Source organism: Magnetospirillum sp. UT-4 (genome assembly GCF_902729435.1).
GTDB lineage: Bacteria > Pseudomonadota > Alphaproteobacteria > Rhodospirillales > Magnetospirillaceae > Magnetospirillum.
The window spans coordinates 1-15598 of record NZ_CACVCG010000052.1 but is presented as its reverse complement, the minus strand read 5'-3'; the positions used below and the strand labels follow the sequence as shown (position 1 = coordinate 15598).

Below are 15598 nucleotides of genomic sequence, written 5' to 3'. Positions count from 1 at the left end.
GAAGGCGGGGGTCCATGCAGGGGCAATATGGCGTTCTGGCCGCAATATATTGTGTGCTGAGGCATGGATTCCCGCCTTCGCGGGAATGACGAAAGAAAAACAGGGGTTTTTCCGCAGCCTGTTAGAGCGCGATGACATTAGGTCGGCGCACGGGGTGCGCCGACCTAATGTCTGAATCGCACTCTAATTTATTGATTTAGAGGCGGATTCAGCTATCAGGTTGGATCGCCTCGCGATTCAACCTGATAGCATCCGGCTCTAACCCGCCGCGCCCGGATTCGTCCCGCCCAAATTCGTCCCGCCCTGCTGCGCCGTGTTCGGCGTCACCGCGCGCAGGCCGCTGCGGGCCTGCATCAGGCGCTGCACCACCTCGAACCAGAACGGCGCGCCGAGGCCGACCAGCAGGCCGGAAATCAGCACGCCGACCGCCCATTTGGCGAAGACGGCGTGGTCGTGCCCGGCCACCGTCAGCACTCCGTCCATGCCCCTCAGCCCGGCCTTGACGCAGCGGCTGTCGGTGCCGTCCTTGGCCGAGCAATTGGGATACTGGTCCCACCCCACCGGAAAGCCCTGGGTGCGCATGCCGTCCATTTCCTTGCGCAGGAGCTGGGCATACTCGGTCATCGCCTTGAAGGCGTCGGCATCGACGGCCGGGTCGCCGGGAGCGGGAACGGCCACCGCCGGGGCGGCCGGGAACTTGGCGATGATGGTCTGGCGCAGCGGTTCCTCGGTCAGGTAGCGCGACAGCAGGTGGATGCTGTCCAGGTTGATGGCGAGGGCCAGGGCGATGCCGATGGGAATGCTGAGGGTGCGGGCGTTGCGGGCGAACTGCTCGGAGGCGGCGCGGCCCATGACCTCGAACCGCTTCACCAGCGCGTCCATCAGCTTGGGCGCGGCGGGGTCGGCGGCGATCAGCCCGCCGATCTGGGTGGTGCTGAGGCGGTCGCGGAACTCGGTGCTGTCCAGCTTCTCGACCATCTTGGACAGGTCGCAGGTGTCGCCGCGGCACAGGACCGCATTGTCCAGCCCGGCGACCGGATGGCGCACCATCTCGCCGATGAAGTCGGCCTTGGACTGGGTCTTCAGGCCGTCGAGCACCGCCGGACCGGCGCCGTTGGCCTTCAGCACCTCGGGCAGGTCGCGGCCCCAATAGGCCAGCATCATGCGGTGAAAGCCGCGCGCCCGCGCCTTGCCCACCCGCTGCACGAACTCGACCGCGGCGCTGACCACGTTGGCGAAGACCAGGATGGTCAGCGCGAAGGCCAGCAATCCTTCCAGCAATCCCATGCTCCCCTCCCCTGCAATCCCCGATCAGGGGAAGACGATGAAGCCCTCATTGATGCCGGCGACCTTGCGGGCGTTGCGGCGGAACACGCCGATCCCCTCGCGCGAGCCGCCCTCATTGGTGTTGCCCTCGATGGTGGCCAGGCGGCCGTCCGTCACCGCCTCGACGAAGCCGGTGTGGCCGTGGCCGTGGCCGGTATTGATGATGAAGATCGCCCCGGGCGGCACCGATTGCGGATCGTCGGTCGCGGCGGCTGCGGAAATAATGGTCAGGCCGGGGGTCTGACCGGCGATGCGCCACAGATCCATCACCCCCCCGGTGCGGATGGGAGCCACCGCAGACGGAACCGCCTGGGCCGCCCCGGCGCAGCACCAGTGGACGAAGGCAGCACACCAGGCATAGCCGGTCCCCAGGCCGACGCTCGCCAGATACTGGTCGACCACCGGCCCGCCGTTGCTGCCGGGTGGCTGCTCGCGCACGCCGACCTGCGAGGCGGCGATCTCCAGGACCTTGGACCGGAACGGCGAGACTGCAGGCGGCAGCGCCGCCGGCTGGGCCTCCTCGAACAGCGCCGCCCAGGTGATCGCCCCCACCACGCCGTCGATCACCAGCGGTTGGCCGGCGCGGTCGGCGAAACGGGATTGGAACAGACGGACCGCCGCCTCGGTTTCGTCGCCGAAGTTCCCATCGGTGGCGATCGGGCCGCAGCCCAGAGCGTTGAGCCGCTCCTGAACCTGGAAGATGGCTTGGCTGTTCGCGGAATCTTTGCGCATCGGCGCACGAGGATACGAAGGAATGGTCATGTCCGGCACCTGCGATAACCATCACAGAATGCCTCACAGTATCACACAACTCTTCGTGGCTTTCAATCCACAACCGCCGTCGGCAGGCCAAGGCACCTGCCCGCCGGTGACAGGACATGGCGCCGGCCTGGTCAATCCCCGGCAGGGGGCTCCCCGACCCGATGGCGTTGGACCAGGGACATTTGGGCGAGCATGAAAAGCAGGGTGGCGACGATGCTTCCCGGCACCTTCCAGAGCACCCACACATCCGTACTGGCGACGCGGCGGACCACCTCGTTGGCAAGAGCCATCGCGGCGAAAAACAGCGCCAGGCGCAGCGACAGCGCCCGCCAGCCGGCCGGGTCCATCCGAAGGGCGCCGCCCAGCGCGGCCTTCAGCAGCGGCTTGTCGAGCGCCAGACCGATGGCCAGCGTGGCGGCGAACAGGCCGTAGATGATGGTCGGCTTGAGCTTGATGAAGGTTTCGTCGTTGAGCCACACCGTCAGCCCGCCGAACACCAACACCACGGCCGCCGTGACCACCGGCATCACCGGCACCCGGCGCTCGCCCCACCACGACGCCGCCAGCGCCACCACCGTCGCGGCCATCAGCGCGGCGGTGGCGGGCATGAGTCCAGCGAGGTAATAGGTCGCCAGAAACACCGCCAGCGGCCCGTAATCGACCGCGGGTTTAAGCCAGGAGGGGGCTGGGCGCATCACTTGGGATTCCGTATGCGACGACGGAGAGCCGCAGTGCTACAGCACCGCCCCCCTACTCCACCGTCACGCTTTTCGCCAGATTCCGCGGCTGATCGACGTCGGTGCCCTTGGCGACGGCGACGTGGTAGGCCAGCAGCTGGACCGGCAGGGCGTAGAGGATGGGGGCGACGAAGGGATCGACGGTGGGGAGTTCGAAGGTGGCCAGGGGCGTCGCGGCGAGGCGGTCGAGGCCGTTGCGGTCGGAGAGGAAGATGACGCGGCCGCCGCGGGCGATGACCTCCTGCACGTTGGACGCGGTCTTGTCGTAAAGCTCGTCCGACGGGCAGATGACGATCACCGGCACCAGGTCGTCGATCAGCGCGATGGGGCCGTGCTTGAGTTCGCCGGCGGCATAGCCCTCGGCGTGGATGTAGCTGATCTCCTTCAGCTTCAGCGCCCCTTCCAGGGCGATGGGATAGCCGGTGCCGCGGCCCAGATAGAGCACGTCGCGGGCCGGGGCCACCGCCTCGGCGATCTCCTGCAGCGGGCCGGCGTCGCGCAGCACGTCGGCGGCGTGGCCGGGGATCTCGGCCAGGGCCTGGGCCAGGCGCGCCTCCTCGTCGCGATCGAGGCGGCCCTTGGCCTTGGCCAGGGCGATGGCCAGGCAGGCCATCACCACCAGCTGGGTGGTGAAGGCCTTGGTCGAGGCGACGCCGATCTCGGGGCCGGCCTTGGACAGCAGCACCGCCTCGGTCTCGCGGGCGATGGTGCTTTCGGCGACGTTGACCAGCGACACCGTGCGCTGGCCCTGCTGGCGGCAATAGCGCAGCGCCGCCAGGGTGTCGGCGGTCTCGCCCGATTGCGAGATGAAGATGGCGAGATCGCCCGGAGTGAGCGCCGGGCGGCGGTAGCGGAATTCCGAGGCGATGTCGACCTCGACCGGCACCCGCGCCAGGCGCTCGAACCAGTAGCGCGCCACCATGCCGGCATAATACGAGGTGCCGCAGGCGACGATGGTCACCCGGTTGACCTCGGCCAGGTCGAACGGCAAATCGGGCATGGTGACGGTGCGCTCGGCCGGATTGAGCATGGTGTTGAGGGTGTCGCCCAGCACCTGCGGCTGCTCGTGGATTTCCTTGAGCATGAAGTGGCGGTGCTGGCCCTTGCCGATCATCGCCCCCGACAGCTGGCTCATGCGCACCTCGCGGTTGGCGAGGTGGCCGTCGCGGTCGCGGATGGTGACCCCGCCGGCCCGCATCACCGCCCAGTCGCCATCGGCCAGATAGCTGATCTTCCGGGTCAGCGGCGCCAGCGCCAGGGCGTCGGAACCCAGATACACCTCGCCGTCGCCGTAGCCGATGGCCAGCGGGCTGCCCTCGCGGGCCGCGATCATCAGATCGTCGTGGCCGGTGAAGATGATGCCCAGGGCGAACGCCCCGTGCAGCCGCTTCAGCGCCAAGGCGGTGGCCTCCTCGGGCGCCTTGCCCTCGGCCAGGTAATGATCGAGCAGCTGCGCCACCACCTCGGTGTCGGTGTCGCTTTCGAAGATCTGTCCGGCGGCGGTCAGCTCGGCCTTCAGCTCGGTGTAATTCTCGATGATGCCGTTATGGACCACCGCCACCCGCGCCGTGGCGTGGGGATGGGCGTTGCGTTCGTTGGGCACGCCGTGGGTGGCCCAGCGGGTGTGGCCGATGCCGATGGTTCCGCCCAGCGGCTGCGCCGCCAGCAGCGATTCCAGATTGGCCAGCTTGCCCTCGGCGCGGCGGCGCTCGATGCGGCCATCCACCAGGGTGGCGATGCCGGCCGAATCGTAGCCGCGGTATTCCAGCCGCCGCAATCCCTCGACCAGCAGCGGCGACGCCTCGCCCTTGCCGATGATGCCGACGATGCCGCACATGTGCTGCTCTCCCCTCGCCTAGCCTTTGCGCTTCGACGCGCGGAAGCGCTCGGCCCAGCCGGGCAGTTCCATCTGGTTGGCCCGCTCCACCGCCAGGGCGCCGGGCGACACGTCCTTGGTGATCACCGAGCCGGCGCCGATGATGGCGCCGTCGCCGATCTTGACCGGCGCCACCAGCGAGGTGTTGGAGCCGATGAAGGCGCCGGCGCCGATGTCGGTGAGGGACTTGGAGAAGCCGTCGTAATTGCAGGTGATGGTGCCGGCGCCGATATTGGCCCCGGCGCCGATGCGGGCGTCGCCCACATAGGTCAGGTGGTTGACCTTGGCGCCCTTCTCGACCACCGACTTCTTGACCTCGACGAAGTTGCCGATATGGGCATTCTCGCCGATCTCGGCGCCCGGGCGCAGGCGGGCATAGGGGCCGATCTCGACGCCGTCGGCGATACGGCAGCTCTCGAAATGGCAGAAGCCCTTCACCGCCACGCGGTCGCCGACCACCACGCCGGGGCCGAACACCACGTGCGGCCATACCACCACGTCGCGGCCCAGCCGGGTGTCCCAGGCGAACCACACGGTTTCGGGATCGATCAGGGTGGCGCCGTTCTCCATGGCCGACAGGCGCAGGCGGCGCTGCACGATGGTCTCGGCGGCGGCCAGCTCGACGCGGGAATTGACCCCCAGCAGCTCCTCGGCCTCGCCCAGCACGAAGGAGCAATTGGCGCCGTCACCACGGGCCAGCGCCACCAGGTCGGTGAGGTAGTATTCGCCCTTGGCGTTGTCGTTGGCGAGGCGGCCGACCAGCGGCCACAGCCGCTTGCCGTCCACCGCCATGACGCCGGAATTGCACAACGGGATGGCGCGCTGGTCGGGGCTGGCGTCCTTCCACTCGACGATCGCCTTCAGCCCCTCGGCGCCCACCACCAGACGGCCGTAATGGGCGGGATCGGCGGGCTTGAAGCCCAGCACCACCACCGCCGGGTTCTTCGGCCCGCGCCGCTCGGCCAGCATGCGTTCCAGGGTCTCGGCGGTGATCAGCGGGGTGTCGCCGAACACCACCAGCACGTCGCCGGTGAAGTCGGCCAGCAGATGGCGGGCCTGCGCCACCGCGTGGCCGGTGCCGAGGCGGTCGGCCTGCACCACGGTCTCGGCCGGGGCGGCGGCGGCGGCGACGTCGTCCATGCCGGGGCCGACCACCACCACCACCCGGTCCGGCGACAGGCCGCCGATGGTGGCCATCAGGTGCTGGATCATGGGGCGCCCGGCCAGGGGGTGCATGACCTTGGGCAGGTCGGACTTCATGCGCGTGCCCAGGCCGGCGGCGAGCACGATGACGGCGAGTTGAGGTCTGTCCATGACCCGACCGGGATACCCAATCTGTTGCGGTTGAAGCGGCAAGGTGCCACAAAGGAACGGTGGTCGCCAGTCAATCTTTGTTGCCGAAGGTTACAGGCCGGCTACCCGCCGGAAGGGGTGTCCGACCGCCCTTGGGGCGTAGTTTTCAAGGCGCCGAGAAGCGGGCATGATGCGCCCCCATACCTTCGTCAGTGGATTGCATCATGTCTCGACGGTTCAGCGCCATCATCTTCGACCTCGACGGAACCCTCATCCACAGCGTGCCCGACCTTGCCTGGGCGGTGAACGCCCTGCTGGCCGAGGAAGGCCGCGAGCCCCTGACCGAGGCCGATGTCGGGCCGATGGTCGGCAACGGCGTGGCCGTGCTGGTGGAACGCGCCTTCACCGCGCGCGGCGGCATGCCCCAGGGCGACCCGGCCGAGCTGGTGCGCCGCTTCGTCGCCCATTACGAGCCCAACGCCACCCGCCTGACCCGCCCCTTCGAGGGCGTGGTGGAAACCCTGAAGGTGCTCAAGGCCAAGGGCCTGACCCTGGCCATCTGCACCAACAAGGTCAGCTCGGCGACGCGCGAGATCCTGCGCGCCCTCGACCTGGAACAATATTTCGCGGTGGTGGTGGGCGGCGACGACACCCCGGTGCACAAGCCCGACCCCGCCCACGTCAACCTGGTCCTCGACCGCCTGGGCGTCCACCACGACGACGCCGTCTATGTGGGCGATTCCATCAACGACGTGCTGGCCGCCAAGGGCGCCCATGTGCGCTGCATCCTGGTCAGCTTCGGCTACACCAAGGTGCCGGCCCGCGACCTCGGCGCCGATTTGGTCATCGACAGCTTCGCCGACCTGATCGAGGCGGTGGGGGCGGGGCGATAGGGGCGGGGACGCTCCCGTTCCCCCTTGGGCATGGTGGACGCCGCGACCATGTATGGGCTACAATATGGCCCATATTCTGGAGGTCCCGCCATGAACACCGTTGTCCGCGCCCGTATCGACGAGCAGGTGAAAGACGAGGCCACCGTGGTGTTGTCGTCCATCGGGCTGACCGTGTCCGATGCCTTTCGCATGATGATGGTGCGGATCGCGACAGAAAAGCGGCTGCCGTTCGAGCCGCTGGTTCCCAATGCCGAGACCATCGCCGCAATGGAAGCCGCCCGGCGCGGCGACGTGGTCCGGGTCGGCACCATCGACGATCTGATGGCCGACCTGAATGCGGACGATTAGCCGCACCGGCCAGCCGGCGACCGTGCCCCCCTACCCCCGCCGCGCCGCCACCCTGGTCAGTACGAACACCGCCACCGCCGCCACCACGATGCTGGGGCCCGAGGGGGTGTCGAAGCGCCAGCTGGCGCCCAGGCCGGCGGCTACCGCGACCATTCCCATCGCCGCCGCCAGCAGCGCCATCTGTTCGGGGGTGCGGGCCAGGGGGCGGGCCGCCGCCGCCGGGATGATCAGCAGCGCGGTGGCCAGCAGGGCGCCGACCACCTTCAGCGCCACCGCCACCAGCAGCGCCACCAGCACCATCAGCACCAGCCGGGCCAGGCCGACCCGGTGGCCTTCCACCGCCGCCAGGTCCTCGTCCACCGCCGCCGCCACCAGGGCGCGCCAGACCAGCGCCAGCGCCGCCAGCACCAGGGCGCCGCCGCCCCAGGCCAGGGCGGCATCGGTCCAGGTCACCGCCAGGATGTCGCCCAGCAGCCAGGTCATCAGGTTGACGCGGACCTCCTCCATCAGCGACAGCGCCACCAGGCCGGCGGCCAGGGCGCCGTGGGACAGGATGCCCAGCAGGGTGTCCGAGGCGAGGCGGCGGTCGCGCTCGGCCGCCGCCAGCAGCACCGCCGCCGCCACCGCCAGCGCCACCACCCCCAGCGCCGGGTCGGCGCCCAGCAGCAGGCCGGCGACCACGCCGAGCAGGGCGGCATGGGCGATGGTGTCGCCGAAATAGGCCATGCGCCGCCACACCACCAGGCAGCCCAGCGGGCCGGCCACCACCGCCAGGCCCAGCCCGGCCGCCAAAGCGCGCTGCAGGAACTCATCCATGGCGGCAATCCGGGCCATGCCCATGGGGGCCATTGACGTGTGGGGAATCGGCGCCGACGGTGCCGTCGGCGAGATGGGCATGGTCGTGGACGTGGGTGTAGATGGCCAGGCTGCCCGCCGCCCGCGGTCCGAACAGGCCGAGATATTCGGGGTGGCGGCTGACCGCCTCGGGATGGCCGGCGCAGCAGACGTGGCGGTTGAGGCAGACCACCTCGTCGGTGGCGGCCATCACCACGTGCAGATCGTGGCTGACCATCAGCACGCCGCTTCCATGGTCGCGGGCCAGCCCGGCGATGAGGTCGTAAAGCTCGGCCTGGCCGGTCATGTCGACGCCGCCCACCGGCTCGTCGAGGGCGAGGAAATCGGGCCGGCGCAGCACGGCGCGGGCCAGCATCACCCGCTGCAGCTCGCCCCCCGACAGCGCCGTCACCTGGCGGGCCAGCACATGGCCGGCGCCGACGCGCTCCAGGGATTGCTCCATGTCGGCGAGGCGGGCCCGGGGCACCGCCATGGCGAGGAACCGGCGCACCGACAGCGGCAGGGTCGGCGCCACCACCAGACGCTGCGGCACATAGCCGATGGCGAGGCCGGGGCGGCGATGGACGTGGCCGGCCTCGGGCGGCAGCAGGCCCAGGGCGACCTTGACCAGGGTCGATTTGCCGGCGCCGTTGGGGCCGACGATGGTGACGATGCGCCCCGGCTCCACCGCCAGCGACACCTCGGTCAGCACCTGCTGGCCGCCCAGCGACAGCGACACCCGGTCGAGCCGAACCAGAGGCTCAGCCATCCCCGCCCTCGCGGCGGCACAGGGCGCACAGGCCCTCGGCCTCGACGGTCTGGCCGGTGACGGTGAAGCCGACGCGGGCGGAGGCCGTCGCCACCGCGCCGGCGATGGCCGGATCGTCCAGCTCGGCCGCCGCGCCGCATTCCTTGCACAGCAGGAACTGGCCGCTGTGCGGGGCGCCGGGATGGGAGCAGCCGATGAAGGCGTTGAGGCGCTCGATGCGGTGCACCAATCCATGGGCGAGCAGGAAATCCAGCGCCCGGTAGACGGTGGGCGGGGCGGCGGCGCGGCCATCGCCGGCCAGCGCATCGAGGACGGCATAGGCGCCGATGGGGGCATGGCTGGCCCACACCAGTTCCAGCACCCGGCGTCGCACATCGGTCAGGCGGGCGCCGCGGCGGCGGCATTCCGCCTCGGCGGCGTCGAGGGCGCCGGCGACGCAGCGGCGATGATCGTGGCCGGGAACGGGAAAGCTCATCTTGGCGAACCGGGATTGCAACACTATAACATAGCGTACCCACCATGATGGCACGGAGCCCCGGCATGTGGAAGCCCCTCGGCGCCGCCTGCGCCCTTATCGCCCTCGCCTCCCTCCCGGCGCGGGCCGAGGCGCCGAAGGTGGTGGCCTCGATCCAGCCGCTGCATTCGCTGGCGGCGGCGGTGATGAAGGGGGCCGGCACGCCTGAGCTGCTGGTCAGCGGCAGCCGGTCCGAGCACACCTTCTCGCTCAAGCCCTCGGACGCCCGCAAGCTGGCCGCCGCCCACCTGGTGGTGCTGGTGGACGAGCATTACGAGGCATTCATGGCCAAGCCGCTGGCGGGCATGAAGGGCAAGGCCGAGATCGTCGCCATGGCCGACCTGCCCGGCATGACCGTGCTGGCACCGCGCCAGGGCGGAGTGTGGGAGCCGGAACACGGCGACCATGACCACGACCACCATCGCGATCATGGCGCCATGGACGGGCACCTCTGGCTCGACCCCGCCAACGCCAAGGTGCTGGTGACGGCGCTGGCGGCCAAGCTGGCCGCCCTTGATCCCACCAACGCCCCGCTCTATGCCGCCAATGCGACCGAGATTGCGGCGCGGCTCGACGCCCTCGACCTCGAGCTGAGGGCGCGGCTGGCCCCGGTGGCGGGCAAGCCCTACGTGGTGTTCCACGACGCCTACCAGTATTTCGAGGCCCGCTACGGCCTGGCCGCCGCCGGCTCCATCACCGTCGATCCCGACCGCCCGCCCTCGGCCAGGCGCATGGCGAGCCTGCGCGACAGGCTGAAGCAGGGCGGTGCCGCCTGCGTCTTCCGCGAGCCGCAATTCCCGGCCAAGACCGCCGAAGCCCTGGCCTCCGCGGCCGGGGCCGGCATCGGCAGCCTCGATCCCCAGGGGGCGTCCATCCCGCCCGGTCCCGATCTCTATTTCCGCCTGATGACCGGGCTGGCCGACGGGCTGACGGGGTGTCTGGCGGGACGCTGAGAAATGGTGTAAGCCCGGGCTGATGCTTCGAGACGGCCGCCTTTCGGCGGCCTCCTCAGCATGAGGCCTCATCCTGAGGAGAGTGCGCAGCGCTCGGCTCGAAGGATGTTGACCCGCCCTGTTCCCGGAGGCCGCCATGACCCAGCCCGACGACGCCCTTGCCGCCATCACCTTCAACGCCGACGGGCTGGTACCCGCCATCGCCCAGGCCCATGACACCGGCGAGGTGCTGATGATGGCCTGGATGAACCGCGAGGCGGTGGCCGAGACCCTGGCCACCGGACGAGTGTGCTACTGGTCGCGGTCGCGCGGGAAATTGTGGCGCAAGGGCGAGACCTCGGGGCAGCAGCAGCGGCTCAAGGAATTGCTCATCGACTGCGACGGCGACACCCTGTTGCTGAAGGTGGAGCAGGACGGCGTCGCCTGCCACACCGGCCGGCGCACCTGCTTCTTCACCGCCGCCCGCCCCGAGGGGCTGGTCGAGGTGGAAAAGGTGGCCATTTCGCCCGAGGAGTTGTACGGCAAATGAGCGAGATCCTTCCGGTCACCGTGCTGACCGGCTTCCTCGGCAGCGGCAAGACCACCCTGCTCAACCACCTGCTGGCCCGGCCCGAACTGGCCCGCACCGCGGTGGTGGTCAACGAGTTCGGCGAGATCGGCCTCGACCACCTGCTGGTCCGCCACGTCGCCGAGGACATCGTGCTGCTGAACTCGGGCTGCCTGTGCTGCACCGTGCGCGGCGACATGGTCAACGCGCTGCGCGACCTGTTTCTGAAGCGGGTCAAGGGCGAGATCCCCGAGTTCGACCGGGTGGTCATCGAGACCACCGGCCTGGCCGACCCCGCCCCCATCATCCACACCCTGATGAGCGACCCGCTGCTGGGCGCCCGCTACCGCCTGGACGGCATCGTCGCCACCGTCGATGCCGCCTGCGGCGACCGCACCCTGGACAGCCAGCCGGAAGCGGTGAAGCAGGCGGCCATGGCCGACCGGCTGGTGCTGACCAAGGCCGACATCGCCGACTATGCCGCGGTGGAGGTGCTGCACGCCCGCCTGCAAACCCTCAACCCCGCCGCCCCCATCCTGCGCGCCGCCCACGGCGCCATCGACCCCGCCGCCATCCTGGATGCCGGCCTGTTCAACACCCGCGATAAGAGCCCCGACGTGCGCAAATGGCTGAACGCCGAGGCGTTCCGGGTGGTGGGCGACCATGACCACCACCACCATCACGACGCCAACCGCCACGACGACCACATCGAGGCCTTCGTCTTCACCCACGACCAGCCGGTGGGCTGGCCGGCCCTGGCCTTCGCCCTGGAGCTGCTGGTCTCCAGCCGCGGCGAGAACCTGCTGCGGGTCAAGGGTATCGTCAACGTGCGCGATTCCGACCGCCCGCTGGCCATCCACGGCGTCCAGCACATCTTCCACCCGCCGGCCACCCTGCCCGCCTGGCCCGACGCCGACCACCGCACCCGCATCGTCTTCATCACCCGCGACCTGCCCCGCGCCGCCGTCGAGCAGGTGATGAGCGGCGTGCTGGCGACGGAGGGGGCGTAACGCCCCTTGGTGCGCAGCAACACCACCTGCGAACAGATATTAGAATTGTTTTGACATGGGTCGGGGAATAGGCTAGCGTACGACTCAGATGTTGACCTCCCCCGAGGTCAGCCTCCCTCTCTAAGACAAACTTCCCATACCCTCCGCCTCCCCCCCTTGGCGGAGGGTTTTTTTTGATTTGTCGCGGAGTGGCGGGGAATCCTGACCAAAGTGGACGTCGTCCCCGCGAAGGCGGGGACCCACGGGTGCACCGCCGTCTTGTCAGCGACTCCTGGGTTCCCGCCTTCGCGGGAACGACGGTTGGCGCTTTCCGAACGACACCCCAACCACTCCGGCAACGGACCTTTTTGTCCTACCCCGCCAGGAACGCCTGCAGCGCCGCCTGGAATTCGGCCGGGCGGTCGGCGTGCAGCCAGTGGCCGGCGCCGGCGATGGAGTCGATGCGGGCGGCGGGGAACAGCGCGGCGATCAGGTCTTCGTGTGCGGGAAGCACATAGTCCGACTCCTCGCCGTGCAGGAACAATGCCGGGCCGTCGTAATGGGCGTCGGGGTCCAGGCGGGGAAAGGCCAGGATGTCGTCCATGGCGGCCCCCAGCACCGCCAGATTGGACCGCCAGCGATAGAAGCCGGGGCGGCCGTCGAGGTTCTGCATCAGGAAGGCCCGAACCCGGGGATTATCGACGATGCCGTGCATGGCGCATTCCACGTCGGCCCGCCGCCGCGCCGTGGCGACGGGGGCGGCCCGCATGGCGCGGATATAGGGGGCGAAGGTGTGGCCATAGGCCACCGGCGCGATGTCCACCACCATCAGCCGCTCCACCAGCTCGGGCCGGGTCAGCGCCAGCAGCATGGCCACCTTGCCGCCCATGGAATGGCCGATTACGGCGGCCCGGCCGCCTGCCCGTTCGGCGATCAGGCGGGCCACCTCGCGGGCCATGACGGGATAATCCATGGTCTCGGACCACGGGCTGGCGCCGTGGTTGGGCAGATCGGGGGCGATCACCCGCCAGCGCCCGGCCAGCGCCTGCGCCACCCCGCCCCAGTTGCGCGACGAGCCCAGCAGCCCGTGCAGGAGGACCACCGGCGGGGCCTCAGGCGGTCCGTGTTCGATGAAATGGAGATGCATGGCGGTGCCGACGGTTTTCCACCCGTCAACATGTACGGTACCGCGACCGGTTGCGCCACCCCCGAACGGCGGGTGGCGCCGGGGCTTCGCGGTCTACGCCGCCAGTGCCTGGCGCTGGCGGGCCATCAGTTCGAGCACGGCCAAGTGCCAGATGCGCCCGCCTTCGACCTTGGGGTCCGAGGCGATGCGGCGCAGTTCAGCGATGGGAAGGTTATGAATCCACTCTTCGAGCATGACATGCTCCCCGTATTGCTGCGACGCAACATACATGCAGAGGCAAGCGTTTGACCATAGCGTGACATGCAGGGGAGCCATGACGACGACGCAATACCTTGTGGTTACCCACAATGGACACAGCCGGTATGGCGTCGGAGGCAGAGGTCAGGCGGCGGGCAGGCGGATGCGGATGGTGGTGCCGGTGCCGGGGCCATCCGATTCGGCCCGGATGCTGCCGCCGTGGCTTTCGACGATGCGCTTGCAGATGGCCAGGCCCATGCCGGTGCCGGGGAATTCGCCGCCGGCGTGCAGGCGCTTGAAGATGACGAAGACCTGGTCGAGATAGGGCGGCGCGATGCCGATGCCGTTGTCGGTGACGGCGATCTCGATGTCGGAGTCCACCGGCCGGGCGGCGATGGTGACCACCGGGGCGATGTCGGGGCGGCGGAACTTGACGGCGTTGCCGATCAGGTTCTGGAACAACTGCGCCATCTGCAGCGGGTTGGCGCGCAGGGTGGCATCCCCCTCGCGGCACAGGGTGGCGCCGGATTCGCGCAGGGCGGCCTGCAGGTTGGCCTCGGCCCGGGCGACGGCGTCGGCCAGCGAGACGTCCTGATAGGCGCCGTCGGCCCGGCCGGCCCGCGAATAGTCCAGCAGGTCGTTGACCAGGTCGCGCATGCGCAGGCCGCCATTGACGATGAAGTCCAGGTACTCGCGCTCGCTGGCGGTCAGGCGCTCGCCCAGCTGGCGTTCCAGCAGCTGGCTGAACGAGACGATGTTGCGCAGCGGCTCCTGCAGGTCGTGCGAGGCGACATAGGCGAAGCGCTCCAGCTCGGTGTTGGACCGGGTCAACTCGTCGATGGTGCGCAGCAGGCGGGCCTCGGCCTCCTTGCGGCCGGTGATGTCGTGGGCGATGCCGGTGGTGCCGGTGCACACGCCGTTTTCGCCGCAGATGGGGGCGATCTGGATTTCGAACCAGCGCGGCCGGCCGTCGATCTCCAGCCTGGCCTCGGACAGCATGGGGCGGCAGGAGGCCAGCACGTCGTTCTCGGCAAAGGCATTGGCGCTCGCCACGTCGCGCGGCCAGACGGCGAAGTCGGTCTTGCCCACCAGCAGGTCGCGCCGGATATCCACCGCCTGGGCGAAGCGCTCGTTGACGGCGATGAAGTGGCCCTCGGCATCCTTGAGCCAGGCCAGATCGGGGATGTTGTCGAGCATGGCGCGAAGCTGCGAGCGTTCCTCCGCCAGGATCTTCTGGATGCGCTTGGTCTCGCTGATGTCGGTATGGGTGCCGACCAGCCGCCGCGGCTTCAGCGCCTGGCCATCGTCGCTGCGGGCCAGCTTGCCGCGCGACAGGAGGTCGATCCAGACGCCGTCCTTGTGGCGCATGCGGAACTCGATCTCGTAGCGCGGGGCCCTGCCGGCGACGTAATCATCGACCAGCGCCAGCGCGCGGGCCTTGTCGTCGGGATGAACCAGCCGCGCCCAGGTCGCCAGGGTCGCCTCCAGTTCGTCCTCGCGATAGCCGAGCATTTCCTTCCAGCGGGCGGAGTAGTACACCTCGCCGGTGTCCAGGTTCCAGTCCCACAGGCCGTCATTGGCCCCCTGCATGGCGAAGGACAGGCGTTCCTCGCTGCGGGCCAGGTCCCAGCTCGGAGCGGCCCTGCTGGTCGATGCGGACGCGCCCCGAGCGCCAGCCCAGGCCCAGGCCGACCAGCCCCAGCAGCCAGATGCCGCCATGGGCGAGGGCGATGTCCTCCTGCTGCTGGCGCGCCGCCGTGAGATAGGGGCCGAGCGGGATCGCCACCCCGACGCCGCCGCGCAGGTCGCCGACCCGGTAGCCCTGTTGGCCGTGGCACTTGAGGCAGCCTTCCTCGGTGCGGAACGGCTCCATCATCCGCAGCACCGGCCGGCCGTCCATCACCGTCCGCTCCGAGAACTCGCGCGCACCCGACTGCAGCTCGGCCAGGGCCCGTTCCTCCCACGGGTCGGGGGTGTTGATGGGATTGAGCGGCAGCGTGCTGACCAGGCGGCCCTTGATGCCGTACAGCGCCTCGTACTGCTCCATCATCCGGCGCAGCATGTAGGCGGGGTTCACCAGGGTCAGGCGTTTGCCCTCCTGGGTCACCACGTCGCGGTCCGGAATGTGCGCGAGATAGGGATTGGGCGGCGCGGTCGCGGTGGGCGGAACGTAGACTCCGCCGTGCTCGGTGGCCCAGTAGCGGAAGGCGCGGTCCTTGTTGAGGTTGGCTGCCGCCTCGGTGCGGGCGAAGGCCAGCGCCGAGGTCTCGGCGCGGCGCCACATCAGCGCGCCGGAAACGGCGGTGGCCGCCGTCCACGCCAATGCAAGCCCGGCGATGGCGGCACCAAGGCGGCGCCGGCGCTGACGGAGAC

Annotated in this window: 17 protein-coding genes; 5 read left to right on the top strand and 12 right to left on the bottom strand. The window is 69.6% G+C overall.

All coding sequences use genetic code 11. The features are described 5' to 3' along the window. Positions 1-258 precede the first annotated feature (258 nt). From MTBUT4_RS07970 to glmU, 5 genes are all read right to left on the bottom strand, one after another. On the bottom strand, positions 259-1287 hold the full coding sequence (locus MTBUT4_RS07970) for a hypothetical protein (protein ID WP_173979144.1): 1029 nt from the start codon (positions 1285-1287) through the stop codon (positions 259-261). Positions 1288-1311: 24 nt separating this feature from the next. Next, on the bottom strand, positions 1312-2058 hold the full coding sequence (locus MTBUT4_RS07965; protein WP_217424130.1) for a CHAP domain-containing protein: 747 nt from the start codon (positions 2056-2058) through the stop codon (positions 1312-1314). 161 nt (positions 2059-2219) lie between these two features. After that, positions 2220-2783: a septation protein A gene (locus MTBUT4_RS07955; protein ID WP_173979143.1), complete on the bottom strand. Its 564-nt coding sequence runs from the start codon at positions 2781-2783 to the stop codon at positions 2220-2222. A gap of 55 nt (positions 2784-2838) precedes the next feature. Continuing rightward, positions 2839-4662 (bottom strand): glutamine--fructose-6-phosphate transaminase (isomerizing), encoded by a 1824-nt coding sequence (gene glmS, locus MTBUT4_RS07950; RefSeq protein ID WP_173979142.1) that lies wholly within the window; start codon positions 4660-4662, stop codon positions 2839-2841. 18 nt (positions 4663-4680) lie between these two features. Then, positions 4681-6015, bottom strand: coding sequence for a bifunctional UDP-N-acetylglucosamine diphosphorylase/glucosamine-1-phosphate N-acetyltransferase GlmU (gene glmU, locus MTBUT4_RS07945; RefSeq protein WP_173979141.1), 1335 nt, complete (start codon positions 6013-6015; stop codon positions 4681-4683). A 203-nt stretch (positions 6016-6218) separates the two neighbouring features. Between glmU and gph the strand changes: the two genes are divergently transcribed. Both gph and MTBUT4_RS07935 read left to right on the top strand, forming a co-directional pair. Beyond that, the gene (gene gph / locus MTBUT4_RS07940; protein WP_173979140.1) at positions 6219-6887 is read left to right on the top strand and encodes a phosphoglycolate phosphatase; all 669 of its coding nucleotides are present in this window, start codon (positions 6219-6221) and stop codon (positions 6885-6887) included. Between the two features lie 90 nt (positions 6888-6977). After that, positions 6978-7235 carry a type II toxin-antitoxin system RelB/DinJ family antitoxin gene (locus MTBUT4_RS07935; RefSeq protein ID WP_173979139.1) on the top strand — a complete coding sequence of 86 codons (258 nt, stop codon included), beginning with the start codon at positions 6978-6980 and terminating at the stop codon, positions 7233-7235. Between the two features lie 30 nt (positions 7236-7265). Here MTBUT4_RS07935 and MTBUT4_RS07930 read toward each other — a convergent pair whose 3' ends face one another. Genes MTBUT4_RS07930 through MTBUT4_RS07920 form a run of 3 tightly spaced genes read right to left on the bottom strand, consistent with a single transcriptional unit; the run spans position 7266 to position 9313 of the window. Continuing rightward, on the bottom strand, positions 7266-8051 hold the full coding sequence (locus MTBUT4_RS07930; RefSeq protein WP_173979138.1) for an iron chelate uptake ABC transporter family permease subunit: 786 nt from the start codon (positions 8049-8051) through the stop codon (positions 7266-7268). After that, positions 8044-8838: a zinc ABC transporter ATP-binding protein ZnuC gene (gene znuC / locus MTBUT4_RS07925; protein WP_173979137.1), complete on the bottom strand. Its 795-nt coding sequence runs from the start codon at positions 8836-8838 to the stop codon at positions 8044-8046. Before znuC ends, MTBUT4_RS07930 begins: the two co-directional genes overlap by 8 nt. Then, on the bottom strand, positions 8831-9313 hold the full coding sequence (locus tag MTBUT4_RS07920) for a Fur family transcriptional regulator (protein WP_173979136.1): 483 nt from the start codon (positions 9311-9313) through the stop codon (positions 8831-8833). Before MTBUT4_RS07920 ends, znuC begins: the two co-directional genes overlap by 8 nt. A 65-nt stretch (positions 9314-9378) precedes the next feature. Between MTBUT4_RS07920 and MTBUT4_RS07915 the strand changes: the two genes are divergently transcribed. The 3 genes from MTBUT4_RS07915 (at position 9379) to MTBUT4_RS07905 (ending at position 11862) form a co-directional block, all read left to right on the top strand. Beyond that, positions 9379-10305, top strand: coding sequence for a zinc ABC transporter substrate-binding protein (locus MTBUT4_RS07915; protein WP_173979135.1), 927 nt, complete (start codon positions 9379-9381; stop codon positions 10303-10305). A gap of 136 nt (positions 10306-10441) precedes the next feature. After that, entirely contained in the window at positions 10442-10834 is a 393-nt protein-coding gene (hisI, locus tag MTBUT4_RS07910; RefSeq protein WP_173979134.1) for a phosphoribosyl-AMP cyclohydrolase, read from the top strand. Next, entirely contained in the window at positions 10831-11862 is a 1032-nt protein-coding gene (locus MTBUT4_RS07905; RefSeq protein WP_173979133.1) for a GTP-binding protein, read from the top strand. Before hisI ends, MTBUT4_RS07905 begins: the two co-directional genes overlap by 4 nt. 352 nt (positions 11863-12214) lie before the next feature. Here MTBUT4_RS07905 and MTBUT4_RS07900 read toward each other — a convergent pair whose 3' ends face one another. The 4 genes from MTBUT4_RS07900 to MTBUT4_RS07885 form a co-directional block, all read right to left on the bottom strand. After that, complete coding sequence (locus MTBUT4_RS07900) at positions 12215-12943, bottom strand: alpha/beta fold hydrolase (protein WP_371737680.1); 729 nt, start codon at positions 12941-12943, stop codon at positions 12215-12217. Positions 12944-13081: 138 nt separating this feature from the next. Then, complete coding sequence (locus MTBUT4_RS07895) at positions 13082-13222, bottom strand: hypothetical protein (RefSeq protein WP_173979131.1); 141 nt, start codon at positions 13220-13222, stop codon at positions 13082-13084. A gap of 147 nt (positions 13223-13369) precedes the next feature. Beyond that, positions 13370-14815: a PAS domain S-box protein gene (locus MTBUT4_RS07890; protein WP_173979130.1), complete on the bottom strand. Its 1446-nt coding sequence runs from the start codon at positions 14813-14815 to the stop codon at positions 13370-13372. Next, a partial coding sequence (locus tag MTBUT4_RS07885; RefSeq protein ID WP_173979129.1) for a DUF3365 domain-containing protein occupies positions 14799-15598 on the bottom strand: 800 nt, incomplete at its 5' end. The genes MTBUT4_RS07890 and MTBUT4_RS07885, both read right to left, overlap by 17 nt.